The organism is Sphingobium sp. RC1 (assembly GCF_059738765.1).
Genome location: NZ_AP027306.1, coordinates 1398637 through 1423198 on the forward strand (window position 1 = coordinate 1398637; position 24562 = coordinate 1423198).

23 protein-coding genes and 1 tRNA gene are annotated in these 24562 nt (G+C 61.7%); 8 read left to right on the forward strand and 16 right to left on the reverse strand.

Going from position 1 to position 24562, the window contains the following annotated elements; translation table 11 throughout:
* Window positions 1–265: 265 nt before the first annotated feature.
* The 5 genes from AC6JBC_RS06935 to AC6JBC_RS06955 all read left to right on the forward strand — a co-directional run bounded on the left by AC6JBC_RS06935 (window position 266) and on the right by AC6JBC_RS06955 (window position 5377).
* A complete protein-coding gene (locus tag AC6JBC_RS06935; protein ID WP_498023583.1) occupies window positions 266–640 on the forward strand; it encodes a response regulator transcription factor in 375 nt (124 codons plus the stop codon).
* On the forward strand, window positions 637–1758 hold the full coding sequence (locus AC6JBC_RS06940) for a YaiO family outer membrane beta-barrel protein (protein WP_498023585.1): 1122 nt from the start codon (window positions 637–639) through the stop codon (window positions 1756–1758). The genes AC6JBC_RS06935 and AC6JBC_RS06940 overlap by 4 nt, the downstream gene beginning before the upstream one ends.
* 2 nt (window positions 1759–1760) lie before the next feature.
* On the forward strand, window positions 1761–2732 hold the full coding sequence (locus tag AC6JBC_RS06945) for a HEAT repeat domain-containing protein (protein ID WP_498023587.1): 972 nt from the start codon (window positions 1761–1763) through the stop codon (window positions 2730–2732).
* A complete protein-coding gene (locus AC6JBC_RS06950; protein WP_498023589.1) occupies window positions 2732–4171 on the forward strand; it encodes a glycosyltransferase family 2 protein in 1440 nt (479 codons plus the stop codon). Before AC6JBC_RS06945 ends, AC6JBC_RS06950 begins: the two co-directional genes overlap by 1 nt.
* Before the next feature lie 168 nt (window positions 4172–4339).
* Window positions 4340–5377 carry a rod shape-determining protein gene (locus tag AC6JBC_RS06955; protein WP_498023591.1) on the forward strand — a complete coding sequence of 346 codons (1038 nt, stop codon included), beginning with the start codon at window positions 4340–4342 and terminating at the stop codon, window positions 5375–5377.
* A gap of 248 nt (window positions 5378–5625) precedes the next feature.
* Here the strand turns inward: AC6JBC_RS06955 and AC6JBC_RS06960 are convergent, their stop codons facing one another.
* Window positions 5626–7377, reverse strand: coding sequence for a chloride channel protein (locus AC6JBC_RS06960; RefSeq protein WP_498023592.1), 1752 nt, complete (start codon window positions 7375–7377; stop codon window positions 5626–5628).
* Window positions 7378–7440: 63 nt separating this feature from the next.
* On the opposite strand from AC6JBC_RS06960, the gene AC6JBC_RS06965 reads away from it, so the two are divergent.
* Window positions 7441–7848 (forward strand): MarR family winged helix-turn-helix transcriptional regulator, encoded by a 408-nt coding sequence (locus tag AC6JBC_RS06965; RefSeq protein ID WP_498023593.1) that lies wholly within the window; start codon window positions 7441–7443, stop codon window positions 7846–7848.
* A 231-nt stretch (window positions 7849–8079) separates the two neighbouring features.
* Here AC6JBC_RS06965 and AC6JBC_RS06970 read toward each other — a convergent pair.
* The 6 genes from AC6JBC_RS06970 to AC6JBC_RS06995 all read right to left on the reverse strand — a co-directional run bounded on the left by AC6JBC_RS06970 (window position 8080) and on the right by AC6JBC_RS06995 (window position 13958).
* A tRNA-Lys gene (locus AC6JBC_RS06970) sits at window positions 8080–8155 on the reverse strand.
* A 124-nt stretch (window positions 8156–8279) separates the two neighbouring features.
* The gene (rodA, locus tag AC6JBC_RS06975; RefSeq protein WP_196225981.1) at window positions 8280–9395 is read right to left on the reverse strand and encodes a rod shape-determining protein RodA; all 1116 of its coding nucleotides are present in this window, start codon (window positions 9393–9395) and stop codon (window positions 8280–8282) included.
* Window positions 9395–11458 (reverse strand): penicillin-binding protein 2, encoded by a 2064-nt coding sequence (gene mrdA, locus AC6JBC_RS06980; RefSeq protein WP_498026018.1) that lies wholly within the window; start codon window positions 11456–11458, stop codon window positions 9395–9397. The genes rodA and mrdA overlap by 1 nt, the downstream gene beginning before the upstream one ends.
* Window positions 11455–11982: a rod shape-determining protein MreD gene (mreD, locus tag AC6JBC_RS06985; protein ID WP_196225982.1), complete on the reverse strand. Its 528-nt coding sequence runs from the start codon at window positions 11980–11982 to the stop codon at window positions 11455–11457. The genes mrdA and mreD overlap by 4 nt, the downstream gene beginning before the upstream one ends.
* A complete protein-coding gene (mreC, locus tag AC6JBC_RS06990) occupies window positions 11979–12893 on the reverse strand; it encodes a rod shape-determining protein MreC (protein WP_498023594.1) in 915 nt (304 codons plus the stop codon). The genes mreD and mreC overlap by 4 nt, the downstream gene beginning before the upstream one ends.
* A gap of 18 nt (window positions 12894–12911) precedes the next feature.
* Window positions 12912–13958: a rod shape-determining protein gene (locus AC6JBC_RS06995; RefSeq protein WP_007685698.1), complete on the reverse strand. Its 1047-nt coding sequence runs from the start codon at window positions 13956–13958 to the stop codon at window positions 12912–12914.
* A gap of 159 nt (window positions 13959–14117) precedes the next feature.
* Here AC6JBC_RS06995 and mutL point away from each other — a divergent pair, with 159 nt between their 5' ends.
* Window positions 14118–15896: a DNA mismatch repair endonuclease MutL gene (mutL, locus tag AC6JBC_RS07000; RefSeq protein WP_498023595.1), complete on the forward strand. Its 1779-nt coding sequence runs from the start codon at window positions 14118–14120 to the stop codon at window positions 15894–15896.
* Window positions 15897–15898: 2 nt separating this feature from the next.
* Window positions 15899–16435, forward strand: coding sequence for a hypothetical protein (locus AC6JBC_RS07005; RefSeq protein WP_498023596.1), 537 nt, complete (start codon window positions 15899–15901; stop codon window positions 16433–16435).
* A 13-nt stretch (window positions 16436–16448) separates the two neighbouring features.
* Here AC6JBC_RS07005 and AC6JBC_RS07010 read toward each other — a convergent pair whose 3' ends face one another.
* The 9 genes from AC6JBC_RS07010 to AC6JBC_RS07050 all read right to left on the reverse strand — a co-directional run bounded on the left by AC6JBC_RS07010 (window position 16449) and on the right by AC6JBC_RS07050 (window position 24429).
* Entirely contained in the window at window positions 16449–16910 is a 462-nt protein-coding gene (locus AC6JBC_RS07010; protein ID WP_498023597.1) for a MaoC family dehydratase, read from the reverse strand.
* A 57-nt stretch (window positions 16911–16967) separates the two neighbouring features.
* Window positions 16968–17495, reverse strand: a complete 528-nt coding sequence (locus tag AC6JBC_RS07015) for a DNA-deoxyinosine glycosylase (protein ID WP_498023598.1) — start codon at window positions 17493–17495, stop codon at window positions 16968–16970.
* Between the two features lie 4 nt (window positions 17496–17499).
* A complete protein-coding gene (gene ychF, locus AC6JBC_RS07020) occupies window positions 17500–18600 on the reverse strand; it encodes a redox-regulated ATPase YchF (RefSeq protein ID WP_464779446.1) in 1101 nt (366 codons plus the stop codon).
* 69 nt (window positions 18601–18669) lie between these two features.
* Window positions 18670–19374, reverse strand: coding sequence for a DUF2490 domain-containing protein (locus AC6JBC_RS07025; protein WP_498023599.1), 705 nt, complete (start codon window positions 19372–19374; stop codon window positions 18670–18672).
* A gap of 61 nt (window positions 19375–19435) precedes the next feature.
* Window positions 19436–21064, reverse strand: a complete 1629-nt coding sequence (locus AC6JBC_RS07030; protein WP_498023600.1) for an alpha-D-glucose phosphate-specific phosphoglucomutase — start codon at window positions 21062–21064, stop codon at window positions 19436–19438.
* A 133-nt stretch (window positions 21065–21197) separates the two neighbouring features.
* Complete coding sequence (gene pth, locus AC6JBC_RS07035) at window positions 21198–21767, reverse strand: aminoacyl-tRNA hydrolase (RefSeq protein ID WP_464794885.1); 570 nt, start codon at window positions 21765–21767, stop codon at window positions 21198–21200.
* A 146-nt stretch (window positions 21768–21913) separates the two neighbouring features.
* Window positions 21914–22528, reverse strand: a complete 615-nt coding sequence (locus AC6JBC_RS07040; protein ID WP_464794884.1) for a 50S ribosomal protein L25/general stress protein Ctc — start codon at window positions 22526–22528, stop codon at window positions 21914–21916.
* A 111-nt stretch (window positions 22529–22639) separates the two neighbouring features.
* Window positions 22640–23479 carry a TraB/GumN family protein gene (locus AC6JBC_RS07045; RefSeq protein ID WP_498026019.1) on the reverse strand — a complete coding sequence of 280 codons (840 nt, stop codon included), beginning with the start codon at window positions 23477–23479 and terminating at the stop codon, window positions 22640–22642.
* A gap of 35 nt (window positions 23480–23514) precedes the next feature.
* A complete protein-coding gene (locus AC6JBC_RS07050; RefSeq protein ID WP_498026020.1) occupies window positions 23515–24429 on the reverse strand; it encodes a TraB/GumN family protein in 915 nt (304 codons plus the stop codon).
* Window positions 24430–24562: the final 133 nt, after the last annotated feature.

A 24562-nucleotide genomic window follows, 5' to 3' on the forward strand; every position in this document is an offset into this window, starting at 1 on the left:
TGTTAAATGATGGCGCGTCCGACATCCAATTCGTCGGATGTGTCGTTCACTTCGGGAGCACGGCAGACCTTGTCGCGCCGTCTCACTTTCTCGCCCCAGCGCCCAAATCCGCTTTCCACAAGGCATGGCAAGTCTGCCAAAGCGTTTTTCCGGTACAGCGAATTGAACCAAAATGGCGGTTTACCCGTTGTTAAGAAAAGAAATTTTTCGCACTGATCGCATGTAGCTGATATTCAGGGACCGGCAAAAAAAAGGAAAAGGTCAGGTGGCGCATATCCTGGTCGCAGACGATGACGATCTGCTGGGCGAATTGGTTCGGTTCAAGCTTGAAGCGGCGGGTCACGATGTGACAATCAGGCAGGATGGCGCATCTGCGCTGCGGGAAGCGCGAGGAGGCGAATACGACCTCCTCGTACTTGATGCCATGATGCCGGTAATGTCCGGTCCCGATGTACTCCGAGCTCTAGCAGAAGAGCGACCTGGGATGCCGGTTGTCATGCTGACCTCGCGGAAGGCGCAGGCCGACGTATTGGCGGCGCTGACTTCGGGCGCTCGTGACTATTTGACGAAACCGTTCATCCCGGATGAACTTGTCGTACGGGTAAACGCCATCCTTAAATCGGCGAGGCCCGTTCAATGAGCCTGCTCGTTCTGGCGATTGCAGGGGCAGCCGTCGCGGAGGATGGCACGAATGTTCCGCAGCGTGCGGAGTTGATCGCACAAGCACGGGCAGCCTTGGCACGGCAAGATTTCGCTACGGCTATTGGCAGGCTGGAGCAGGCGGATGCCGCCAATCCAAATGATGCGGAAATCTTGCGCATACTTGGCAGTGCTTATGCCTTTGATAAACGCTATCCACAGGCGATTTCGACCCTTCGTCACGCAGAACTGCTGGCACCAGAAGACCTCGACATTCGTGCAGCGTTGACGCGCGCTTATCTGTGGTCTGGCGACCGGGCAGCGGCAGAGCGGGAGCTTGTCGCCCTGGAGCAGCGGTCTCCAGCAAATGCGGATGCTGTTGCCATCAGGCGTCAATTGGACGATCGCGATCTTGCCAGTGCCGCGCCGACGCACTGGGGCTTGGCGGCCACGCAGAGCGTTTCCCGCGTGTCCTTTGCCAATCGGCCCAGCCAGACCTGGTATGGCACGAATATCGCTCTTTTCGGCGCCATTGACTCCAAGACGTCGGCAGCCTTGACTGCGGAAAGAGAAGACCGGCGATCATTTGCTGACACTCGCCTCGAAACCCGCATCGACCGTCGGTTTGGCAACAAGCTTCGGACCTTCCTCGCTTTTGCCGTGACGCCAAATGCGAACTTCCGGGAAAAATGGGGCGTGACAGCCGGAATGGAGGCCGACATTGCCTCATTTGCGACGGTGCTGGCTGATTTGCGGCATGCGGAATATCGCGATGCGTCGGTCACCGTCTTTCAGCCCGGCGTTCGGTTTGCAGCACAAAAGTTGGGACTGGCTGCCACCGTCCGGATGATCAACCTGTGGGATGAAGATGGCACCCACCGGTGGGGCGTGTCCGGCCGAATTGATCGCACCTTCTCGAGCGGGGCAACACTCTATGCCGGAGCTGCCACCTATCCCGATACGGAAGCCGGGATAACCCGGCAGGTTTATTCCCTGTTCGCGGGCGCAACCATGCCGATCGCTGACAAGGCCTCACTTCGGGCAGGGGTCGATTATGACCGCCGTCGCGCTACCTACAGGCGGACAGGTGGGACGCTAGGTCTTCAGGTCAGGTTCTGATCGTGCCGGGCTTCCCCATCGCCGATCATGTTGCCCGGATCGCCATATTCATATCCGTCTACGGGGCGCTGGCGATGGCTGCCTGGCTGCTCTTCCTGGTGATGCGTCGTGATCGAAAGGAGCGTGCCAGCGTCGCGAGGGCGGAACTGACCCGCGCCCTGACGAGGGAAATCATGGGGGCTGGCCAAAATATCGCCGCGTCGCCGGCTTTCCAGCTTGCCCGCCCAGCTGAAAGACTGGCGGCGATCAGCCGAATTGTTCAACTACTCAGGGGTGAAGAGCGAGAGCGACTTGTTGCCCTGGTGGAGGAGCAAGGGTTGCTCAAGCAGGCGTTGCTGGCGGCAAGGCGGCCCCGGCCGAGGCGGCAGATCGATGCCCTGCGACTACTCGGCAGTATAGGAGGAGGGCAGGCGATCGATATGCTCTACCTTGTGCTGCGGGAGGATCCGAAGCTCGATACCCGGTTGGAGGCCGCGTCGCTGCTTGCTCGGTTGGATGCCTTGCCTCCGCCAAACGAATTGATCGACCATCTGGACCTGCGAAGCGCGCAAATCACGCCGTTACATCGAACCTTGTTCAGGTTGATCGCTGCACGCCATCCATCCGAACTGTTCAGCCTGGCTCAGTCCGCCGATTTGCCGCCAGCAGTCCGGGCGCTTGTGATCGACGCCCTTGGGTGGACCGAAGATTTCTCCGCGCTTCCACTATTGGAAGCCGCCGCCGCCGACACCCATGCGCCCGTTCGTCTGGCCGCATTGGATTCGGCAGCGCGATTGGGGCACCCCGGCAGCGCCAAATGGATATTGCCGCTTTTGAACGACCCCGTGCCCCCCGTCCGTGCCAGAGCCATTCGCGCCTGTCAGTTGATGAGGCTGAACAGCAGCCTGCCTGCTATCGCGGAACTGCGCAAAGATCCTTCGCCCTGGGTACGACTTCGCGCACAGCAGGCTCAACAGGTGCTGGGGACTGCCTGATGGGCGTGGCTTCTACATCCTCGACTTTGGAAAGCGTGGGGCTGGGCACCATGGTCGCGATAGGCGTCCTGTGCTTTCTGGTCGTGACCGTCCGCAATCTCGTTTCGACGATCCAGTTGCTGCTTGCTGCACGAGTCTTTGCTACGCGTGTCAGACCTGCTCAGCGATCATATGACCTCTGGTCTCGCTATGCCGACCTTGCCCTCCCCGTGTCCGTCATCGCGCCCTGCTTCAATGAAGAGTTGTCAATCGCAGACAGCGCGCGCGCCTTGCTGGCGCTGGAATATCCGGACCATGAAGTGATACTGGTCAATGACGGGTCCAACGACGCAACGCTGTCTGTCCTGATTAAAGAATTCGATCTCCGCCCGATTGAACGAGAACAATTGGCGGCGCTTCAGAAAACGCGCATTTTAGGGATATATGGTTCCGCTCGCTATCCCAACCTCATCCTGATCGACAAGGAGAATGGGCGGAAGGCGGACGCCGTGAACGCCGGATTGGGCTTTGCCGCCGCGCCGCTGGTTTGCGTCATCGATGCCGATTCCATTATTGAGCCCGATGGCTTGCTGCGCGCTGCCGAGCCTTTCATGACAGATGATGGTTCGTTGATGGCAGTAGGCGGAGCAATTCGCATCGCGAACGGATCAATTGTCGAAGGCGGGCATGTTCGCCAGATCCGGCTGCCGCGTCGCTGGTTGCCGCGCTATCAGATATTGGAATATCTTCGAGCTTTCCTGACGGCCCGCATCGCCAATGCGCGGCTGGATATGCTGATGCTGATTTCCGGAGCCTTCGGCATATTCCGGCGGGCGCCGCTGGTGGAAATAGGCGGGTACCGGCACGACACGGTCGGTGAGGACCTGGAAGTCGTCACCCGTATCCATCGCCGAATGCGGGAGCAGAAGCGGCCTTATCGCATTGCCTTCGTTCCTGAAGTGGTATGCTGGACCGATGCGCCTGAAAGCTGGAGAGGGCTGCGCAACCAGCGAGCCCGGTGGGAGCAGGGCGCGCTGGAGACGATTGTCGAGCATAGGCGCATGCTGTTCAACCCTCGATACGGCCGTATCGGTCTGATCGGAATGCCATTGATCGTGATAGAAGATGTGCTCGGACCGCCGTGCGAACTGTTGGGCTATCTTTTGATCCCCATCCTTTACTTTTTGGGTATCGGATCGGGCACGGTCGTGCTTGCCTTCTTCTCTTTGACGGTGCTGTTCGGAACCGCGCTCAGTCTTGGGACCCTGGCGCTTGAGGAAATGCAGCTCAGACGCACGCCAAGTGCACGCGACCTTTTTATGATCGGCGTCGCTGCCGTTGTTGAAAATCTGGGATATCGCCAGGTGAATTTGGCCTTCCGGACTTATGGCATGTGGCGTTTCTACAGGAAGGACAATCGTTGGGCCGCAGCGGGGAGGTCGGGATTTTCTAGAGGATGAGCGTTGTTCCGGGCGAGGGCGGCTTTTCCGATGCGCTGGGGCCACGATTCGGCCGTTCGGTTGGACCCGGTTACCGGACGGGTCGTCGCAGCGCTCTTCTGCTCGCGTAGTGGCATCGGCAGGGGCAAGACCTGTCTTTCCCTCCCGCAAAAAGATTGCCTCTGTTCGATGAAATTGCCCCGGTTTTTCTCGTCATCTGCCTTCGACATGGCCATCGACCTTGGCACTGTTAACACGGTTATCCATGTCCGCGACCGGGGGATCGTCCTCAATGAGCCGTCGGTCATCGCCATCGAAACCCGGCAAGGGTTCCGTCGCGTAAAGGTGGTGGGCAATGAAGCAAAGCTGATGATGGGGAAGACGCCCGCCAACATCCAGGCGATCCGGCCTTTGCGCGATGGCGTCATCGCGGACATCGACGTCGCCGAACAGATGATCAAGCATTTCATCGACAAGGCGTTGAACGGCAGCCGCTTTGGTCGGCGTCATGAGGTCGTGGTCTGCGTGCCGTCCGGATCGACTATGGTGGAACGACGCGCGCTGCGCGATGCCGCAGCCAATGCCGGGGCCGCCCATGTCCAACTGATCGAGGAACCGATGGCGGCGGCGATCGGGGCGGGATTGCCGGTTACGGAACCGCGCGGCGCGATGGTGGTCGATATCGGCGGCGGAACAACGGAAGTGGCGGTCCTGTCGCTGCGCGGGATTGCCTACAGCAATTCCGCGCGGGTCGGCGGGGACCGCATGGACGATGCGATCGCATCGCATATACGGCGCAACCACAACCTCCTGATCGGCGAAGCAACGTCCGAACGAGTGAAATGTGAACTCGGCGCGGCGACGCTACCCGACGGCGAAGGGCGGCGGATAGTGGTCAAGGGCCGCGATCTGGTAAATGGCCGCCCTGCCGAAATGACGATCAGCGAGGCGGAAATCGTGGATGCGCTTGCAGAACCCGTCGGCCAGATCAAGATGGCGGTCAGGACAGCCCTGGAGAAGACCGCGCCGGAACTGGCAGCGGACATCATCGAGGAAGGCATCACCCTGACGGGCGGCGGCGCGTTGCTGCGGCGACTGGACCAGGCGCTGATGGATGAAACCGGCTTGCCAGTGAAGGTCGCGGAAATGCCGCTGATGTGCGTGGCAATGGGAGCGGGCAAGGCTCTGGAAGATCCCGCTTATCAGGGCGTTCTGGCCATTTCCTGATCGTCAGGGAAATCTAGGAACTGAGGCGCGGAGAAGGTGGCTCAGATGGCTCCGCCCAACAGGGTGGTCCATCGAGCAGTATCGTTTCTGAAGATGTCGTGCCCGGATCGTCACGATGGAGGGCGGCGCGCCCTCCTCGACGCCGATCATGGCCCCAGCTTCCTTCCTTGGGTTTGGGTCAGCGGGCTTCGCGGACGCTCTGACCGTATCGCCTTGATCGTGTAACCGCCGCCGACCGAACGGCTCGGTCATCCCCTCGTCCGGGCCACCTCCGCACCGCGATGGACGGAGCGGAGCTTGAGCAGGTCCTGCCGAGCCACAATGCCGATGACTCTGCGCGATGCGGGCTCGAGGATCGGAATGCGGCCGATGCCTGCATCGACCATCATGTCCGCGATGCGGCTGATCGGATCATCCGGCGTGCCATAGGGCTGCGATGCATCGGACAAGACTTCTGCGAGGGTCGCTTGCACAGGCGCTCCGTCCACCTGCCAGCGCAGCGCATCAGAACGGGAAACAAGGCCTATGAGCCGCCCTTCCTTGTCCACCACCGGGTAACTGCGATGGACGGCCTGCCCCGCAAAGAAGGCAATGACCGCACCAATGGACATTGCCCCCTCCAATGTCTGAGGTTCTTGCGTCATCACTTGCCCGGCCTGAAGGAAGTCGAACGGATCAACCGTATATTCCTGAAGCACATGCCGCCCGCGTCGAGCGATCTTCTCGGTCAGTATCGAGCGCCGCATCAGCAGTACGCTCACCGCATAGGCTCCCACCGACGCCGCAATCGTCAGCGGCAGCATCGCGAAATCCCCGGTTAGCTCCGCCGCGAACAAGGCGGCGGTCAGCGGCGCGCGCATCGCTCCGCTCATCGTCCCGGCCATCCCGGCCATTGCCCAAAGCGCGCTCCCGCCCGGCAGATATTGGCCCAGCAAAAAGCCCAACGCTCCCCCCAGCATCAAGAGGGGCGCCAGCACACCACCGGATGTGCCAGATCCTAGCGCGATCAGCCACACCGCCGCCTTAACCACCAACAGCGCCAGCGCTACCCGCACCGCCAACGACCCGTCCAGAAGGCCCCTGATACTCTCATAACCCGCGCCCAGCACGTGCGCGTCCAACAGCCCCCCGATGCCGACGGCAAGCCCCCCGATCGCTGGCCACCACATCCAGTGGACGGGCAGACGTCCGAACATATCCTCGATCCGATACAGCAGCGCAGATAGCAACGTCGCCTGCACCCCTGCGATTGCCCCCATGCCCAGTGCAATTCCGACCAGCACTGGCGTCAGTTCCACCGCATGATGCACGGGAAAGAGCGGCCCGCTTTCGATCAGCACTGGCCGCCACAGCAGTGAGATCAGCACTGCAATAACCACTGGCACGAAACTGCGCGGCTTCCACTCGAACAGCAGAACCTCAACGGCGAGCAGGATGGCGGCCATTGGCGTGCCGAAGATCGCTGTCATACCCGCCGCGGCGCCCGCGACCAGAAGGGTTTTGCGCTCCGCCGCGCTCAGATGAAAGAGTTGAGCGAATAGAGACCCGATCGCTCCGCCGGTCATGATGATCGGCCCCTCCGCGCCGAACGGTCCACCGCTGCCGATGGAAATAGCAGAGGAGAGGGGCTTCAGCACCGCGACCTTGGGCGACAAGCGGCTTTCGCCATAGAGGATCGCCTCGATCGCTTCTGGAATGCCGTGCCCCCGAATCTTTTCCGACCCATAGCGTGCCATCACGCCTACGATCAGGCTGCCTATGACCGGAACCGCGATGACGCCGATCCCCAGCATGTTGTCCGTGATCGCAGCAGGCGCGGCAGAGAGCCGACCGAACCAGAAGAGATTGGTCGCTACGGCAATCGCCCGAAGCAGCAGCCATGCGCCCAGAGCACCGCCCGTCCCGACGATCAGTGCGGCGGCGGCCAGCATCATCATGCGTAGGTTGGCGCTATGATCGGCAAGAAGGCTTTGCGATGGATAGGAAGTCGATGAGGTCATGCGGGGAGCAACTATATCGCATTACGATATTTATCAATGCCCCTTGGCACGCTATGATGTTGCATGGCCGATGAGTTGACCGACAATGACTATGCGGCCCTTGCCGATTTCCGCTTCTCCCTGCGGCAGTTTCAGGCGTTCAGCGAAAGGGAGGCGGCGCAGTGCGGTCTGACGCCCCAACAGCATCAAGCTCTCCTCGCCATCCGCGCCGCACCACGGGGCAGGGCGACGGTCGGATATGTCGCGGAACGGCTGATCCTCAAACCCCATAGCGCGACCGGCCTTATCGACCGACTGGAGGCGCTGGGCCTCGTGCGGCGGCGTTTGTCGGAGCAGGATCGTCGGCAGGCGCTGCTCGAACTGACTGAGCAAGCGCACGGGACACTCACCACGCTCAGCGCTGCGCATCGGCAGGAAATCGGGCGGCTGCGGCCGCTGTTGATGGAGTTATTGGAAAGAGTTGCGGTCTAAGGAGAAAAGCCCTGCGCGCTTCGCGGAAATTCTACGCGTAACGTGCGACTTCGTCATGTTTTGAGGAGGGTGGGATCGCTGGCCTCAGCCAGCCAGACTAGCCGACGGCCCGCTTCTGCGAAGCGAAATCCGGTCAGCATCCGGGGCGGGGAATCTTCTTACGGTAGGTCCGTTAGAACAATGTACGGCAGTGCCATCACGCGATGAAACGCTGTATTTTCTGGGAGAAAATGGTGGACGCACTAGGGCTCGAACCTAGGACCCGCTGATTAAGAGTCAGCTGCTCTACCAACTGAGCTATGCGTCCACACTCGCTTTCGGATCGCTCCGTTTGGAGCCTCGCCTTGGCGTGGCCGGGCGGTTAGCATTATCCTCCGGCTTTGCAAACAGTAAATCACCGCAGTGCGGAAAATTTTGCATCGTGGCTACTTTCAGCCCCAATTTCCGGGCCGTCTCCCGCCCCGTCGGCTAGACCGGTCAATGGCCATGATGATCCCGATGCAGAGCATGACGGTCAACATGGACGATCCGCCATAGGACATGAAGGGCAGGGGAATGCCGACGACAGGTGCCAGCCCCATCACCATCATGAGGTTGATCGCGACATAGAAAAAGATCGTCGTGGTCAGGCCCGCCGCGACCAACCGCGCATATTTGTCGTTCGCGCGCAGTGATACGCCGATGCCCCACCGGAAGAGCAGCAGGAACGCGCCGATCAGGAATATCCCGCCGACGAGACCCCATTCCTCCGCCATGGTGGCGAAGACGAAGTCGGTATGCCCCTCGGGAAGATAGTCTAGGTGGCTCTGGGTCCCCTTCAGGAAGCCCTTGCCCCAGATGCCGCCCGACCCGATCGCGATCTTTGACTGGCTGATATGGTAGCCCGCGCCCAGCGGATCGCTTTCTGGGTCCATGAAGATGAGCACGCGCTTTTGCTGATAGTCGTGCAGGAAACTGAAGGCGATCGGGATGATCGCAGCCATCACCAGGCCCGATCCCACGAACAGGCGCAGCGGCAATCCAGCCAGGAACATGACTGTCACGCCGCCCGCCGCGATCATTGTCGCTGTCCCCAGGTCCGGTTGTACCAGAACCAACGCCCATGGCACCCCGATGAGGACGAGCGCGGGCCATATTGCCGTCCAGCGGCGGATTTCACCTACCGGGAGCAAAGCATAAAAGCGCGCGACGGCCAGAACGATGATCGGCTTCATGAATTCCGATGGCTGCAACTGCATGAAGCCAAGGTTGATCCATCGCTGACTGCCGCCCGCAACGCCGCCGATCAGTTCGACAAGCACTAGGGAGATCAGAATGGCCCCATAGGCCGGAAAGGCGAAACGCGCGAAAAGCTCCAGCGGCACCCGGCTGATGGTGAAGGCCATCACCGAAAAGATAATGAACCGCACGCCCTGGTTGATCGCCCATGGCGTGATGCTGCCGCCCGCCGCGCTGTAGAGCACGAGCGTGCCAAACCCTGCGATGGCGATCAGGATCGCAAGTACGCGCCAAGGGAATTCCGTCAGCGGTTGAGGGATAATGCCCATCAGTCGGCCACCGTGCCGGGGCCGGGCGGGGGGGGCGTGTCATCTTCGGCGGGCGATGATGCTGCCGGGGCCGCGACATTAGTCGCGTTCGCTTCCTGGGCGGCATTGGCGGCCTCTGGCGACGCCTCGCCCTTTTCGATCGCCTTGGCGAGGCGGAACGCGGCCATCTGCCGGGCCATCCGCTCGGCAGGCGGGCCGCCCCAGCCTTTTTCTAGCGTCTCCAGCTTTTCTATCGCCTTCGCCTGGTCAAAAAGGAAGGACATGGTGTCGCTGGCGATCATCGGCGCGTCCTCTACCCTGTTGGTATGGCCGCCATGTTCGAGGATGCAGGCGATCGCGTAGCGGGGATTGTCGAACGGCGCGAAGCCCTGGAACAGGGCGTGATCGCGTAGCTTGAAGGGTAGGGAAGCGTTGCCGCGCACCCCGCCCGCGCGTTCTGACATGGTGATGCGCCGGACCTGTGCCGTACCGGTCTTTCCGGCCATGAGCACGCCGGGAATGCTCATCCGCGCCGCGCCCCCGGTGCCGCCACCATTGACGACGGCGCTCATGGCATCACGGATGGTGACAAGATGTTGCTCCGCAACGCCGACGGGGGCCGGTTCGGGCCTATGAGCGCCATGGATGAAATTGGGCATCAACTGACGGCCGGTAGCCAGACGTGCCGCCATGACCGCCATTTGGAGCGGATTGATGAGCATATAGCCCTGGCCGATCGTGGCATTCACGGTGTCATAGACCTGCCACTTCTGGCCGTATTTCTTGAGCTTCCATGCCGGGTCGGGAACCGTGCCATAGCTTTGGCTGGGGAAGGGCAGGGAAAATTTCTGACCCATGCCGACCCGGTGCGCCATGCTGGCGATGCGGTCCATCCCGATCCGCTGAGCCATCTGGTAAAAATATATGTCGCAGCTTTGCGCAATGGCGCCTCGCATGTCGAGCGCCCCGTGCCCGCGCTTCTTATGACAGTGGAACAACGTGTTCCCCACTCTGATCGCGCCGGGGCAGTTCACACGGTCGGCAGGAGAGATGCCCGCCTCCAGAAGGGCGAGCGCGACCATCGGCTTTACCGTCGATCCGGGCGGATACAGGCCTTGCAACGTCTTGTTGCGAAGAGGGATATGATCGTCGCTGGACAGCATCTGCCATTCCAGATGGCTGATACCGTCGGAAAAGCTGTTGGGATCGAAACTGGGCATGGAAGCCATGGCCAGCACGTCACCATTCTGGCAATCGATGACCACGACGGATCCACTTTGCGTGGCGAGCCGCCGTCCGGCATATTCCTGCAACCCCGCATCGATCGTCAATTTAATGGATTGACCGGGTGTGTCGGGCCGGGTGGTCAGTTCCCGCACGATCTTGCCGCGCGCCGTAACTTCGACCCGCTTCGCGCCGGGATTCCCCGTCAGTTCCCTGTCGAACGATTTTTCGAGCCCGTCCTTACCCACCTTGAAGCCGGGCGTGATCAGCAGCGGGTCCCTGCGTTCCTCAAAATCCTTGGCCGATGCCGCGCCTACATAGCCCAGCAGATGACCCACGGTCGCACCAGCGGGATAGTAACGCGAAAAGCCCTGGCTGGGCGCAACACCCGGCAGGTCGGGCAGACGAACGCTGACCGCCGCGAACTGATCATAGGTGAGCTTTTCGGCAACCTGCACAGGGCGGAAGCCGGGCGCCTTTTCTAGTTCCGTCTGGATGCGCTCCACCTCATCGGGCGGTAGCGACAGAAGCTGCGTCAGGCTGCGGATCGTGCCTTCCGGATCGGTCACGCGTTCGGGGATCAGATCTACGCGAAAGTCCGTCCGGTTATTGGCCAGCGCGCGGCCGTTCCGGTCCAATATCCAGCCACGACGCGGCGGAATCAGAGTCAGGTTGACCCGATTGCTTTCAGAGAGGAGATTATATTTTTCGTTTTCAGCGACGCTGATCCAGCCCATGCGGCCGATCAGCATAGCGCCTATTCCCGCCTGCAACCCGCCTACCACCATCGCCCGTCGGGTGAAGGTGAAGGACAAGGATGCTTCGTTAACGGTCTTACGCTTGAGCTTGGGCAGCTTCATGCCATCACGCGCCAGCGATCGATCCGGGCGCATTGCCGCACCACGAAGGGGAAGAGCAGGATCGTCCAGAGCATTTGTGGCGCGACCAGTTCCAGCTTGATGTTTCCTCCGCCGGTAATCCGCGCAAAGAACAGGCCCCCGGCGATGCAGAAGATAATGGCTGCCGCCGCGATTAGCCAGTCCTGCCGATAGCTGCGCCACACCATGCGATGTTCAACCGCGTCGATCCCGATCAACATCATGGTCCACAGGAACATCGCCGATCCGATCGGCTGCCCACTCATGATGTCGTCGAACAGGCCGAGTGGAACGCCGATCCAGACGCGCCACAACTCAGGCCGCAGCAACCGCCATGACAGCAATAGCAGCAGGCCGAAGGGCGGCATGACTGGCGCTTGTGCGATTACTGGCAGGACGGTGATGGACGACCCGAGCATGACTGTGATGACTGGCGTCCCTGTCAGCCGAAAATTGGACGGGGTGCGGCCCAGCTTGGGAACATGCTGGAGGTGCGGGTCGATCATGGCGCGCTGGCGTTCGCCGCCGCTTCTGCTGGGGCGGCTTCAGGCATAGTCGGGCTACCGCGCGTCACGACCTCTTCAAAAGAGCGTTCGACTACCACCGCATCTACCTTCGCCGGATTGGCGAGCGGCACACCATAGGCAATCTCGCCTGCTATGCGCACGACAACCGCAACCGGAATATTGGGTTGATATACACCACCGACACCTGATGTGACGAGGATGTCGCCGGGGCTGAACGGATTTCGGCCCGCCGCTAGCGAACGGATTTCGACGGTTCCATCTCCCAGCCCGGTTGAGATGGCTGCCACGCTGTCCGTAGCGCGGCGAACCGGCACGATGTTGCTGCTATCGGTCAGCAGCAGCACGTCAGCCGTGTTGGGCGTCACGCTATGGATGCGGCCCACCAGGCCCTCGGATGCACGCACGGGCATGCCGGGACGGACGCCTTGCCACCGGCCGGCGTTCAGGCGGGCGAAACGGCGAGCGCTGGAGGAAGAGGAGGATATCAGCCGTGCCGTGAGCAGATCGCTCTGATCTTCATCGACCAGTTTCAACAATTTCTTGAGGCGCAGATTTTCCTGCGCGATCGCCTTCGCCTCGATGATGCGGTTGCGATCCGCATCCACCTGATGACGCAAGGCGATATTCTGTGATCCGGCACGCCAATAGGCGGTCAGCACATCGTCCAGCGAACTTGCCCCGCTTACCATGTTGCGCAGGCCGAGCGACGCGGGGCGGGAGATTTCCGCCGTAGCCATACGGATCGCCGCGAACCCTGTGGGGTCGAAAATTGCCACGGCGACCAGCAGCAAGCCAGCAGCTGCACCCGTCACCGCAACAACATAGCTGGCAAACAGGCTGTACTGCGCCTTGCGGTTATGGCCGGGACGTCGGCTGGATGGCCGCGCCATGCTGTGGTCCCCCTGACCTTAAGCGGTCTGCAGCACGCCTCGGAAGATCGGGTCCTCCATCGCACGGCCGGTTCCGATCGCGACGCAAGTTAGCGGATCTTCGGCGATCGTGACGGGCAGGCCAGTCTCGTCGCGCAGTTCATCGTCCAGACCCTTCAGCAGCGCGCCGCCGCCGGTCAGCACGATGCCCTGATCAACGATATCCGCCGCCAGTTCCGGCGCGGTATTTTCAAGAGCGATGCGCACACCTTCGACGATGGTGCTGATCGGTTCGGCCAGCGCGTCGGCGATCTGGCCCTGGTTGATCGAGATTTCCTTGGGCACGCCGTTGACGAGGTCGCGGCCCTTGATGTGAATGGTTTCGCCCACGCCGTCTTCGGGGGGCTGGGCCACGCCGAACTGCTTCTTGATGCGTTCAGCGGTCGCTTCACCGATCAGAAGATTGTGGTGACGGCGCACGAATGAAACGATGGCTTCGTCCATCTTGTCACCGCCGACGCGTACCGAGGTGGTATAGGCGAGGCCCCGCAGCGACAGCACCGCGACTTCGGTCGTGCCACCACCGATGTCCACGACCATCGATCCGATCGGTTCGGTCACCGGCATGTCGGCGCCGATTGCGGCGGCCATCGGTTCCTCGATCAGGAAGACCTGAGAAGCGCCCGCATTGCTCGCCGCATCGCGAATCGCGCGGCGTTCGACGCTGGTCGATCCGGACGGCACGCAGATCACGATTTCCGGGAAGCGCCAGGGGCGGGATTTGCCGCCATGCACCTTCGTGATGAAGTGCTTGATCATCTGTTCAGCGACATCGATGTCCGCGATAACGCCGTCACGCAGGGGACGGATCGCCTCGATCGAATCGGGCGTCTTGCCCATCATCAATTTGGCATCGTCGCCGACAGCCTTGACCCGTTTCACGCCGTTCAGTGTCTCCACCGCCACGACCGATGGCTCATTCAGCACGATTCCGCGGCCCCGCACATAGACGACAGTGTTCGCCGTGCCGAGATCGATAGCCATATCCTGGGAGGAGAGTTTGAAAAGTCGCGAAAAGATCGACATGCTTGTTCCTGTTCAGCCCGCCCGTCCCGGCGACGCGAACCGGGGCGTTCGGAGGTCCCTGCCACGTTCCGCCGCCCCTGTCATCATCCCGTGTGATGAGGCAAAATTTTCGGGGGCAACGGCTCGCGGAAAGCGCTCGCTTGGGCTAGTCACTAATCAATGTCAATACGCCGCCTGCCCGAACATCTGGTCAACCGTATCGCTGCCGGTGAAGTGGTCGAAAGACCCGCCAGCGCGCTCAAGGAAATTGTTGAAAACGCTCTGGATGCCGGGGCAAGCCGCATTTTCATACGGTTAGGCGGTGGCGGGCTCGACCGGATAGAGGTCAGCGACGATGGCTGCGGCATGGCGCCTGACGAGATCGCGCTGGCGCTGGAGCGACATGCGACCTCAAAATTGCCCGACGATGCGATCGAAAATGTTGCGACGTTGGGCTTTCGCGGTGAAGCACTGCCATCCATCGCCAGTGTTGCCCGGCTTTCCATCGACAGTCGCCCTAAGGGACAGGATGGCTGGAACCGCACTGTCGATAATGGCGCGCTGCTGTCCGAAGGTCCCGCCGCCCTGCCGCCGGGCACCCGCGTGACGGTGGAGCAGCTTTTCGCGAGGGTGCCCGCCCGGCGCAAATTCCTCCGGTCAGCCAAGGCGGAATATGCCGCCTGCCTCGATATCGTGCGCCGCCTGGCAATGGCCCATCCGTCTGTTGCCTTCACTATGGAGCATGACGGCCGCCGGGCCGTGGCCGTGCAGGCAGGAGAAGCGCGGGAAGATCGGGTGGCCACGCTCACGGACCGAGCGCTTGCCGAGAATCATGTGATCGTCTCGCTAGAACGGGAAGGCGTTCGCTTGTCAGGCGTTGCCTCGCTCCCGACCTATAATCGCGGTGTGGGCGATCATCAGTTCCTCTTCGTGAACGGCCGCCCGGTTCGCGATCGCCTGCTGATAGGAGCGGTGCGCGGTGCTTATGCCGACATGCTGGCGCGCGACAGGCATCCCGTGGTGGCTCTGTTCCTCGACGTTCCTCCGCTGGAGGTCGACGTCAATGTCCATCCGGCAAAAACCGAGGTCCGCTTCCGCGACCCGGCGATGATCCGCGGCATGATCGTTTCGGGTGTACGGCGGGCACTCGATGCGGAAGGGTTCCGATCCGTGCAGCAGGCCGACCCGGCGAGCCTTTCCGCCTGGCGGGCAGAGCCTGTGTCGCCCACCCCCATCAATGCGCTCCCCATCTTCGAAGCTGCCTCAGCATCCTACACGTCCCCCGCCGCCGCATTCGCCGATCGCCGCCCTTCCTTCTTCGCTCCCCCGCCGCAAGCGCGCGCGGAACCCGCTGCTGCCCCTCCGCCGGAAGGAACCAGCTTCCCGCTTGGCGTGGCGCGTGGGCAGGTGGCGCGCACCTATATTGTCGCAGAGGCTGAGGACGGGCTTGTGATCGTCGACCAGCACGCCGCGCATGAACGCCTGACGCTTGAACGGATGCGCCGCGCGATGGAGGGGCAGGGCGTCGCTGCGCAGGCGCTGCTACTGCCCGAGGTGGTCGAACTGGACGAGCCTGCTTGCGACCGCCTCGAAACGCGCATCGATGAGTTGCGCGACTTCGGCCTCGAACTGGAGCGGTTCGGTCCCTCCGCCATGCTCGTGCGCGCGGTTCCCGCAATGCTGGGGCAGGGCGACGTGCAGGGGCTCGTCACCGACCTCGCCGATGATCTGGCTGCCTATGACGATGCTCTGTCCTTGAAGGAGCGGCTCGATCTGGTCGCGGCGACGATGGCATGCCACGGATCGGTACGCGCCGGTCGTATGCTGAGCGTCACGGAAATGAACGCGCTGCTGCGGGAGATGGAAATCACGCCACGCAGCGGCCAGTGCAACCACGGCCGTCCGACATGGGTGAAGCTGGGTCATGGCGACATCGAGAAGCTGTTCGGGAGGAAATGATCATGCGCATGATCGCCTGCTTGGCTGCCTTGAGCCTGTCCGCGCCCGCCCTTGCCGCAACGCACGGCGGTGACCCATGCCGCAATGCGCCGCTTCCCCCCGAACCATGGACGAGCTGGAACCAGAGTGGCACGGAGGCAGCGGCGGGCGAAGCAGCTTCCGCGCCCCGGCTGATCCTCGGCAAGCCCATCGTCGCAACCTTGCGTCCTTCAGCACAGGTCCAATATGCTGTGAAACCGGCGCGTCGGCAGCCTAAAAGCTATGGCGGCCTATTCAGCCTGGCGATCAAGGCGCCTGCACGGGTGGGCATAGGCCTGTCCGGCCCCGCCTGGGTCGATATTGTCACCGACCACAGCGCAGTCGCGTCTTCCGCCCATGGTCATGGCGCCGCATGTTCGGGCATTGCGAAGATCGTCTGGTTCGATCTGCCGCCCGGCCTGCACCTCGTTCAACTGTCGAACTCGTCAGCCAGTCAGATCCGCCTGATGGCTGCGGATGCCCTGGCCAACCAGCCGCTGCCGCCAAAGCGCGACAGATAGGCTGCCGATCCGTTCAGTTCGGACGCGTGCGAAACATCGTGATCGGCATCAGCGTCATAACAGGTTCGTTATGCTGATTGAAGATGGTCACCTTACTCTTGATGATGCCCATCTCCGGCCTGCTGCGCGAGGCCTTCTTTTCCACGACCTCTGATGCGCCCCGCAGCGTGTCGCCCGGTCTGACCGGCCGCAACCAGCGCAATTCATCTATGCCCATGGCACCCAAGCTCGCATCCTGATGTCCGCCAGCCTGCATTTTCGCGACGAACATCTTCATGAACAGCGCAGTGGTGTGCCATCCGCTGGCCGACAGGCTACCAAAATGCGTTTCTGCCGCAGCTTCGTCTGAAAGGTGAAAGGGCTGGGCGTCAAATTCAGCGGCGAAGGCGATGATCTCGTCCCGGCCGACGGTGATTGAACCGAACTCGAGCTTGCTGCCGACTTCCACATCCTCGAAATAGACAATCTCGCTCATGATCCAGCACCTCTCATGTTGCAGACGATCTAGGTGAGCCTTACGTTTACGTCAATGTCAGGATGGCGCGATCCATTGGCGCAGCGTCCGCCATAGCTCTGCCTTCTTGTCGCGGGATAGCATGGCGTTAGCGCCACTGCTGGATGGCAGGTCGATTAAGGACAGCCCCGTGTCAGCGCCGATCTGACGGCGGCCATGCACAGACGCCGTCTTGCCGTTGAAGGCAATCGCCCGCAGCGCAGGCAGGCGCGCGATAAAGGCACCTAAATCCCGAAGTTCTGCGCCACGGATCGCGCTGTCGAGGCTGCCTTCCCGGTCTGCGCTCTCGATCACATCCCACAAACCAACGCCTCGCCCACGCAAATGCTTCAGCCGCATGGCATAGGGCAGGGCGCGCAAATCCTCGCCCAGCACATCCCCCATCAGCGACCAGAAAGCGTTGCCGCGATGGGCATAATATTCGCCCTGCCTGATCGAGGCATCGCCCGGAAGGCTGCCGAGAATCAGCAATGTCGTGCGTTCATCGACACTAGGCGGAAAAGCGGCCTTGCGCTGGGCCGGGATCTGGCCGGGCCGCAGCGTCACGACGTCAGACGTTGAAGCGGAACAGCATGATGTCGCCGTCCTGCGTCACATAATCCTTGCCTTCGGATCGCCACTTCCCCGCTTCCTTGGCACCGGCTTCGCCATTGAACTGGACATAGTCGGCATAGGCCATGGTTTCGGCGCGGATGAAGCCCTTTTCAAAATCGGTATGGATTGCCCCTGCCGCCTGGGGCGCTTTCGACCCCTTGGTCACGGTCCAGGCGCGTGCTTCCTTCGGACCAACGGTGAAGAAGGTGATGAGGCCAAGCAATTCATAACCCGCGCGGATGATGCGGGCGAGGCCTGCTTCGGTCAGGCCCAGAGCTTCCAGATATTCGGCGCGTTCTTCGACCGGCATGGTGATCAGCTCGGCTTCGATCGCGGCCGATACGATCACTGCCTTTGCGCCCTCTGCCGCCGCCTTCTCGAAAACGCGGGCGGAGTGGGCATTGCCCTCGGCCGCCGCCTCTTCCTCGACATTGCAGACATAGAGGACAGGCTTGGCGGTCAGCAGCTGGGCCTGCTGGAAAATGCGGGCTTCCTCGTCGTCGGCGGGCTGCGTTAGCCTCGCGGGCTTGCCGTCGCGCAGCAGGTCCAGCGCTTTGCCCAGGACGGACGCCGCCACCTTTGCTTCCTTGTCGCCCTGCGCCGCCTTCTTGGCGAAGTTCGGCACGCGCTTTTCCAGGCTTTCCAGGTCCGCCAGCATCAACTCGGTCTCGACCGTCTCCGCATCCGCGATAGGGTCGACCTTCCCCTCGACATGGGTGATGTCACCATCCTCAAAACAGCGCAGCACGTGGACGATGGCGTCCGTCTCGCGGATATTGGCAAGGAACTGGTTGCCAAGCCCTTCGCCCTTGGAAGCGCCGCGCACCAGGCCCGCAATATCGACGAAGGACAGCTGCGTTTCGATGATCTTGGCGCTGCCGCCAATCTTGGCGATGGTCTGAAGCCGGTCGTCGGGCACGGCGACGCGGCCCTCATTGGGCTCGATCGTGCAGAAGGGGTAGTTCGCCGCCTGCGCCGCCTGCGTTTCGGTCAGCGCATTGAACAGGGTGGACTTGCCCACATTGGGAAGCCCGACGATACCGCAACGAAAACCCATGGAACTGCCTTCACGTCAAAATGATGGCCGGGCCGATAGCCTGTTCCGCGTCCGAAGGCCAGCCTGTGCTCAGCGTCGGAAGAAGAGGGTGATCGACGCGACATGGTTCATGCGCTCGTTACCGCCCCGCTGGTTGATGATCTGGTTGAGGTAGCCAATCTCGGCCGTGGACTTGGCCATCAGCTTGACCTCCGCGCCGACAAAGCTCCGCAACTGGTCGAAGCCCGCTCTCTGTCCCCAATCCGTGCTGTTGATCGCGGCAAACCCCTCCGCATAGACCAGCGCGTTGACGGCCTGGCTGCCGGGCTTCAGCGGTTTTTCATAACGGAGCATCTCCCGCAGCCGCCATCCCATGCCGCTGCCGTCAGAACGCCAGCGCTGCTCCAGCCGCGTGCGGGACGAAAGTTCGCCGTCCCACGGCTTGGCAATCGTCCAGCTGATCTGCTGAAAACTACGCTCTTCATTGACATCGCGCCCGCCTTGCGAGGGCAGGACGATATGCAAATAGCCCTGATAGACGGACAGCTGAGGCGACAGCTTCCAACCCACCGCGCCACGCAGGAGAGTCTGGTCGGCCCGTGAGGCGCCATTGCCGAACCGAGGCTGGATCTCGGCGAAATAGATGAGGCCGCCGCTGACCGGCCCCATGGCCGTCAGGTTGAGCCAGACCTGCTCATCTTCGGCTGTAGCGGCATGCGTAGCAGCGCCAGTCAGGAGGGTGCAGACGCCCAAAAATGCGCGGAAAGAACGAGCGATAGTGCGGGAGCGAAACATGGCGCGTCCCTAGTCTTTCGCTCTTGCCGTCCCATGTCCCTCGGATAAGTTTTTATGTCTGTCAGGTGATCACGCTCGGCCGGTCCATGCTGGTAAATCCGGCAATATCCGCGATTTCTTGCGCGGCTCGGACCAGCGGCGCGAGGGCGTCGGCGGTTCCCATGCCAAGGTTGCCGTCACGATCTACATAGCGTTCAATATAGACGCGCAAGGTAGCGCCTTCGGTGCCGGTGCCGGAGAGACGAAAAACGATGCGCGAACCATCCTCGAACAGGATGCGGATGCCCTGATTGTGACTGACGGATTGGTCGGTAGGATCAGTATAGGCGAAATCATCCGCGCTCTTCACCGTGCCGCCGCTATTGGAGGTGCCAGGCAGAGTGAATAGTTTGTCCCGAAGCGCCGCCATTAGCGCGTCCGCGCGATTCTTGGCGATGGCCTCATAATCGTGGCGCGCATAATAGTTGCGGCCGAAAATAGCCCAATGCGCCTGCATAATCTCCGTCACGCTTTGCCTGCGGGCTGCCAGGATGTTGAGCCACAGCAGTACGGCCCAAATGCCGTCCTTCTCACGGACGTGATCAGAGCCGGTTCCCGCGCTTTCCTCGCCGCAGATCGTCGCCATGCCCGCGTCCAGAAGATTGCCGAAGAATTTCCATCCGGTCGGCGTCTCGTAAAGCGGAATGCCCAGCTTTTCCGCCACCCGATCCGCAGCGCCGCTGGTGGGCATCGACCGCGCGATGCCCTTGAGGCCCTTCGCATAGCCGGGCGCGAGATGCGCGTTGGCCGCCAGTACCGCGAGCGAGTCCGATGGCGTCACATAGCAATTGCGGCCGATGATCAGGTTGCGATCGCCATCGCCGTCCGACGCAGCGCCGAAATCGGGCGCGCTTGCGCCCATCATCCGGTCGTACAATTCCCTTGCGTGGACGAGGTTTGGGTCGGGATGATGATGACCAAAGTCGGGCAGGGGAATGCCGTTGCGCACGGTTCCCGACGGCGCCCCCAAACGCCGCTCGAAAATCTCTGTGGCATATGGGCCGGTGACCGCGCTCATCGCGTCGAAGGAGAGGGTAAAGCCTTGGGCGATCATTTCCCGAATGGCTGAAAAGTCGAACAATTGCTCCATCAGTTCGGCATAAGCGGCAACGGGATCGACCACCTCGACCGTCATTCCGTCAAGCTGGACCGTGCCGATGGTGTCGATGTCGATGTCGTCCGCACCGACGATGCGATAGCTGTCGATCTTGAGCGTGCGGGCGTGGATAGCGTTCGTCACTTTCTCCGGCGCGGGGCCTCCATTGCTCACATTATATTTGATACCGAAATCCTCGTCCGGGCCTCCGGGATTATGGCTGGCCGACAGAACCAGACCGCCGAACGCGCCTGACGATCGGATCAGATGCGATGCCGCAGGGGTCGACAATATGCCGCCTTGACCGACCAGCACCCGGCCAAATCCATTTGCCGCGGCCATCTTGAGCACGATCTGGATGACTTCGCGGTTGAGATATCGGCCGTCGCCGCCGACTACCAAGGTCTGTCCTACAAATCCGGTCAGGCTGTCGAACACCGACTGCACGAAGTTGGCGGCATAATGCGGCTGTTGAAAGACGCGCACCTTTTTGCGCAGGCCGGATGTGCCCGGCTTCTGGTCATCGAAAGGCTTAGTCGAGACGGTCAGTATCACCTGTATCCCTTTGGGAAGTGGAGCAGGCGTCTTCTATGGCCCGGCAATGCTGCACTGCGCAATCCATTCCCCTGATTTCACCGCACGGACAGGGCGGCAGGACGAACTTTACTTATTAGCGCGTGCCTGCGGATCAGTCCGCCAGCCGAAGCGCAACCTCATTCATGAAGCGCGCGTCGTCGCCCTTGGCCAGCCATTCGGCTTCCGCGCCGATCGCGCCAAGCATGTCGGCGAGCGCATCCATCTCACTCTTGTGATAATTGCCAAGCACATAGCCATGCACCCGATCCTTGTGCCCCGGATGCCCAATGCCGATACGCACGCGTCGGAAGTCCGGGCCGATATGCGCATCGGTCGACCGCAGACCGTTATGCCCGGCATTGCCACCGCCGCGCTTCACCTTTACCTTCATCGGCGCAAGGTCCAGTTCGTCGTGAAAGACCGTCACATCCTCCGGCGCCAGCTTGTAGAAACGCATCGCGTCCCCGACTGACCGACCGCTTTCGTTCATGAAGGTGGCGGGCTTTAGAAGGATGATCTTCTCAGGTCCAATGCGGCCTTCCTGCACCCAACCCTGAAACTGCTTTTTGGGCGGGGAGAAGCGGTGCATGTCGGCGATGACGTCGGCCGCCATGAAGCCGACATTATGCCGGTGCATCGCATATTGGGTGCCCGGATTGCCCAGCCCGACCCAGATCTGCATCCCACGTCTCCAAACAAAGCGAACCCCCGTTCGCCTGAACCTGCCGAAGGCCCTCTCTTCTCTTTCAAGGAAAAGCAAAGGGCCTCGACAAGCTCAGCCCGAACGGGGGTGAGCAAACCGGTAATCGGTAAGCCGGGGTGAAAGGCTTATTCGCCTTCCGCCGGAGTTTCGTTGTCGCCTTCGGCGCTCTTCATGGCAGAAGGAGCAACGATGGTCGCGACGGTGAAGTCGTTCTCATCATGCGCAGCCTTCGCGCCCTTGGGCAGCTTTACCGAGCCTATGTGGATCGATTCGCCCACGTCGAGACCCGTCAGGTCAACAACGACGTCGTCGGGGATTTCAGCCGCATCGACGATCAGTTCGATCTCATGCGCGACGATGTTGAGCACGCCGCCCTTCTTCAGGCCGGGCGATGCATCTTCATTGTCGAACCGAACCGGCACGTTGACGTGAACGGTGGCATGTTCCGAAACGCGCAGGAAGTCGGCGTGCAGCGGGCGATCGCTCACGGGATGGAAGGCGACGTCCTTCGGCAGGGTGCGAACCTGCTTGCCGCCAACCTCGACCATGACGACCGAGTTGAAGAAGTGGCCGGTGCCGAGCAGCTTGTTGAGGAGCTTTTCCTCGACGTGGATCGACTGCGGTTCTTCGTTGTTACCATAGATGACGGCGGGTACGCGGCCCTCACGGCGGAGAGCGCGGGAGGCTCCCTTGCCTGCCCGATCGCGTGCCTCTGCCGACAGCGTAAGCTGCTCGCTCATTGCGTGTCTCCAAAAGCTGATATGTCAAAACTTCCCGCAACGCCTCCAGGGATGACCATCACGGGAAGGCGGCCCTGTAGCAGAAAGGCGGGCAAAGGCAAGGGCGCGGCGCTATTGCACCCGCGTCACCTTGTAGCCGCGCGCCTCAATCAAGCTGATGAGATTGTCCCGCCCGGCAAGATGTCCCGTGCCCACCGCGATGAAGGGGCGCCCCTTCAACTTCGTGATAGCCGCGCTCCAGTCCCGATTGCGGGCAATCAACACCGCCTTTTCAACCACCGGGTCGGGCTGTTCTCCACCCTGATCCTCCCGCGCGATCGCGGCCATGTCACCCTTCAGCCAGGCATGAAGAATACGCTCATACAGCGCCTTCATCCCCTTGGCCTCCGCCACAGTCTGGGTCAGCAGCTGCCGCTGGGAGGCCTCGGGCAAGGTGTCAAAGGCGCCGAACTGTCGCGCGACTGTCTCCAGTCCGCCAATCGGCTTGCCCGCTTCCTGAAACGCGGCGATCAGGACCGGCTCGACACCCGCGCTGGCGCTCAGGTGCAGCGACTGCTGCGCCGCCGCCGAAAGCAGCATTGCGGCTGCCCAGCTTTCATATCCGGACAGAAGCTGCACATTAGCGCCTCCCTCGTCAGCAATTCGCCGAAGCTCATCCCGCTTGTCCGCAGGCACCCGGGCTTGGAGCGTGGGGAGATCGGGGCTGCGGCCCATCTTCTCGAACAGCGCCCTCGTTCGCATCTGGTCCTGAATTTCCGCGGATTCGAGCACCAGCTGGTCCGAAGCGTCCATCGCCTGCTGGATCTTCTCCGTTCGCCAGCCGACCCCCTTGGGCAGCATATGGATTGTCCCGAACAGCCATCCATCGACCCCATGCCCCTGCACCCGCCACAGGGCAGGCCCGCCGCCCTTCGGAGGAGAAACCGGCTCCGGCCCGCACGCCGCCATCATCAGCAGCGCGCACAGGCCCAGCCATCGCAGCAAGTTCACTCGGCGACCCTGGCCGATGCGACGTTCATTTCCCTCAACTGCTCCTGTACGCTGCCCTTGCCCGCCAGATGCCCCGCGCCGACGGCGATGAACACCGTTCCGGGGCGCGCCAGCCGGTCCTTGATCCATTTGGCCCAATTCATGTTCCGCTGGATCAGCAATATCTGAGCCAGTTCCGGCGTCGCATCGAGTGATTCGTTCATTTCAGCGGCCAGCTTGTCCGGATCGCCCTCCTGCCAGTGCGCGATCAGGCTGGAGAACTCCTTGTCCATGTCCGGCAGGCCCTCAACGGTGGCGTTCAGGAACTTCACCTGGCTGTCCATCGGCAGTCCGGCGAAATAACCCAGTTGCTGCTCCACCGTCTCCAGCGCGCCTATCTTCTTCCCCGCAGCCTTCGCCGCCGCCGTCAGTGTCTTCTCCGCGCCAAGGTCCGCTTGATACCCAAGTTTTTCTAGCGGCTTCACCGCCAGCGCCATGCCAGCCATCCAGGGATTGAACGGCTCGAACATCTGCCATGGCAAGCCGTTCGCCGCCATCGCCGCCTGATATTTGCCCCGCATGTCGGCATTCAGACGATCCGACAGCTTCACCCCGTCATGCGCCAGTGCCGTATGCGCCATGGTCGCCGCCATCGCCTGTGGATCTTCCGGCTCCACGATCTCCAGCACCAGCTCGTCTGACGCGTCGAATGCCTGCCTGATCCCGCCTCTGAACCATTCGGTCCCGGGTTTCAGTACATGGACCGTGCCGAACAGGTAGATGGTGGTATCCTCATCCTTCACCTGCCACAGGGCGGGCGTCACGTAGGCGGTCTTCGCCGCTGGCGGCCGAGCGGCAGCCTGCTGTTCCTGAGTGCAGCCACTTAGCAGCAGCAAGCCTGCAACCATCAAGCGCGAAAGCGACCATTTCATACGGGCTATCGATCCATTGCGAAGAGTTTCGCCATATCCATGCGGGGCAGGCGGCGTTTGAGCAAGCGGATTAACCGCCTTCAAGCCCGCTTTTCCTTGACCCAAAAGCCCTCCTGCGCCAAGGCGCGCGCGA

What these genes read in the sequence shown, in the direction of transcription:
- AC6JBC_RS06940 (WP_498023585.1), top strand. Translation starts at nt 637, where the DNA reads ATGAGCCTGCTCGTTCTGGCGATTGCAGGGGCAGCCGTCGCGGAGGAT.
- AC6JBC_RS06950 (WP_498023589.1), top strand. Translation starts at nt 2,732, where the DNA reads ATGGGCGTGGCTTCTACATCCTCGACTTTGGAAAGCGTGGGGCTGGGC.
- AC6JBC_RS06955 (WP_498023591.1), top strand. Translation starts at nt 4,340, where the DNA reads ATGAAATTGCCCCGGTTTTTCTCGTCATCTGCCTTCGACATGGCCATC.
- AC6JBC_RS06960 (WP_498023592.1), bottom strand. Translation starts at nt 7,377, where the DNA reads ATGACCTCATCGACTTCCTATCCATCGCAAAGCCTTCTTGCCGATCAT.
- AC6JBC_RS06965 (WP_498023593.1), top strand. Translation starts at nt 7,441, where the DNA reads ATGGCCGATGAGTTGACCGACAATGACTATGCGGCCCTTGCCGATTTC.
- rodA (WP_196225981.1), bottom strand. Translation starts at nt 9,395, where the DNA reads ATGGGCATTATCCCTCAACCGCTGACGGAATTCCCTTGGCGCGTACTT.
- mrdA (WP_498026018.1), bottom strand. Translation starts at nt 11,458, where the DNA reads ATGAAGCTGCCCAAGCTCAAGCGTAAGACCGTTAACGAAGCATCCTTG.
- mreD (WP_196225982.1), bottom strand. Translation starts at nt 11,982, where the DNA reads ATGATCGACCCGCACCTCCAGCATGTTCCCAAGCTGGGCCGCACCCCG.
- mreC (WP_498023594.1), bottom strand. Translation starts at nt 12,893, where the DNA reads ATGGCGCGGCCATCCAGCCGACGTCCCGGCCATAACCGCAAGGCGCAG.
- AC6JBC_RS06995 (WP_007685698.1), bottom strand. Translation starts at nt 13,958, where the DNA reads ATGTCGATCTTTTCGCGACTTTTCAAACTCTCCTCCCAGGATATGGCT.
- mutL (WP_498023595.1), top strand. Translation starts at nt 14,118, where the DNA reads ATGTCAATACGCCGCCTGCCCGAACATCTGGTCAACCGTATCGCTGCC.
- AC6JBC_RS07005 (WP_498023596.1), top strand. Translation starts at nt 15,899, where the DNA reads ATGCGCATGATCGCCTGCTTGGCTGCCTTGAGCCTGTCCGCGCCCGCC.
- AC6JBC_RS07010 (WP_498023597.1), bottom strand. Translation starts at nt 16,910, where the DNA reads ATGAGCGAGATTGTCTATTTCGAGGATGTGGAAGTCGGCAGCAAGCTC.
- ychF (WP_464779446.1), bottom strand. Translation starts at nt 18,600, where the DNA reads ATGGGTTTTCGTTGCGGTATCGTCGGGCTTCCCAATGTGGGCAAGTCC.
- AC6JBC_RS07025 (WP_498023599.1), bottom strand. Translation starts at nt 19,374, where the DNA reads ATGTTTCGCTCCCGCACTATCGCTCGTTCTTTCCGCGCATTTTTGGGC.
- pth (WP_464794885.1), bottom strand. Translation starts at nt 21,767, where the DNA reads ATGCAGATCTGGGTCGGGCTGGGCAATCCGGGCACCCAATATGCGATG.
- AC6JBC_RS07040 (WP_464794884.1), bottom strand. Translation starts at nt 22,528, where the DNA reads ATGAGCGAGCAGCTTACGCTGTCGGCAGAGGCACGCGATCGGGCAGGC.
- AC6JBC_RS07045 (WP_498026019.1), bottom strand. Translation starts at nt 23,479, where the DNA reads ATGATGGCGGCGTGCGGGCCGGAGCCGGTTTCTCCTCCGAAGGGCGGC.
- AC6JBC_RS07050 (WP_498026020.1), bottom strand. Translation starts at nt 24,429, where the DNA reads ATGAAATGGTCGCTTTCGCGCTTGATGGTTGCAGGCTTGCTGCTGCTA.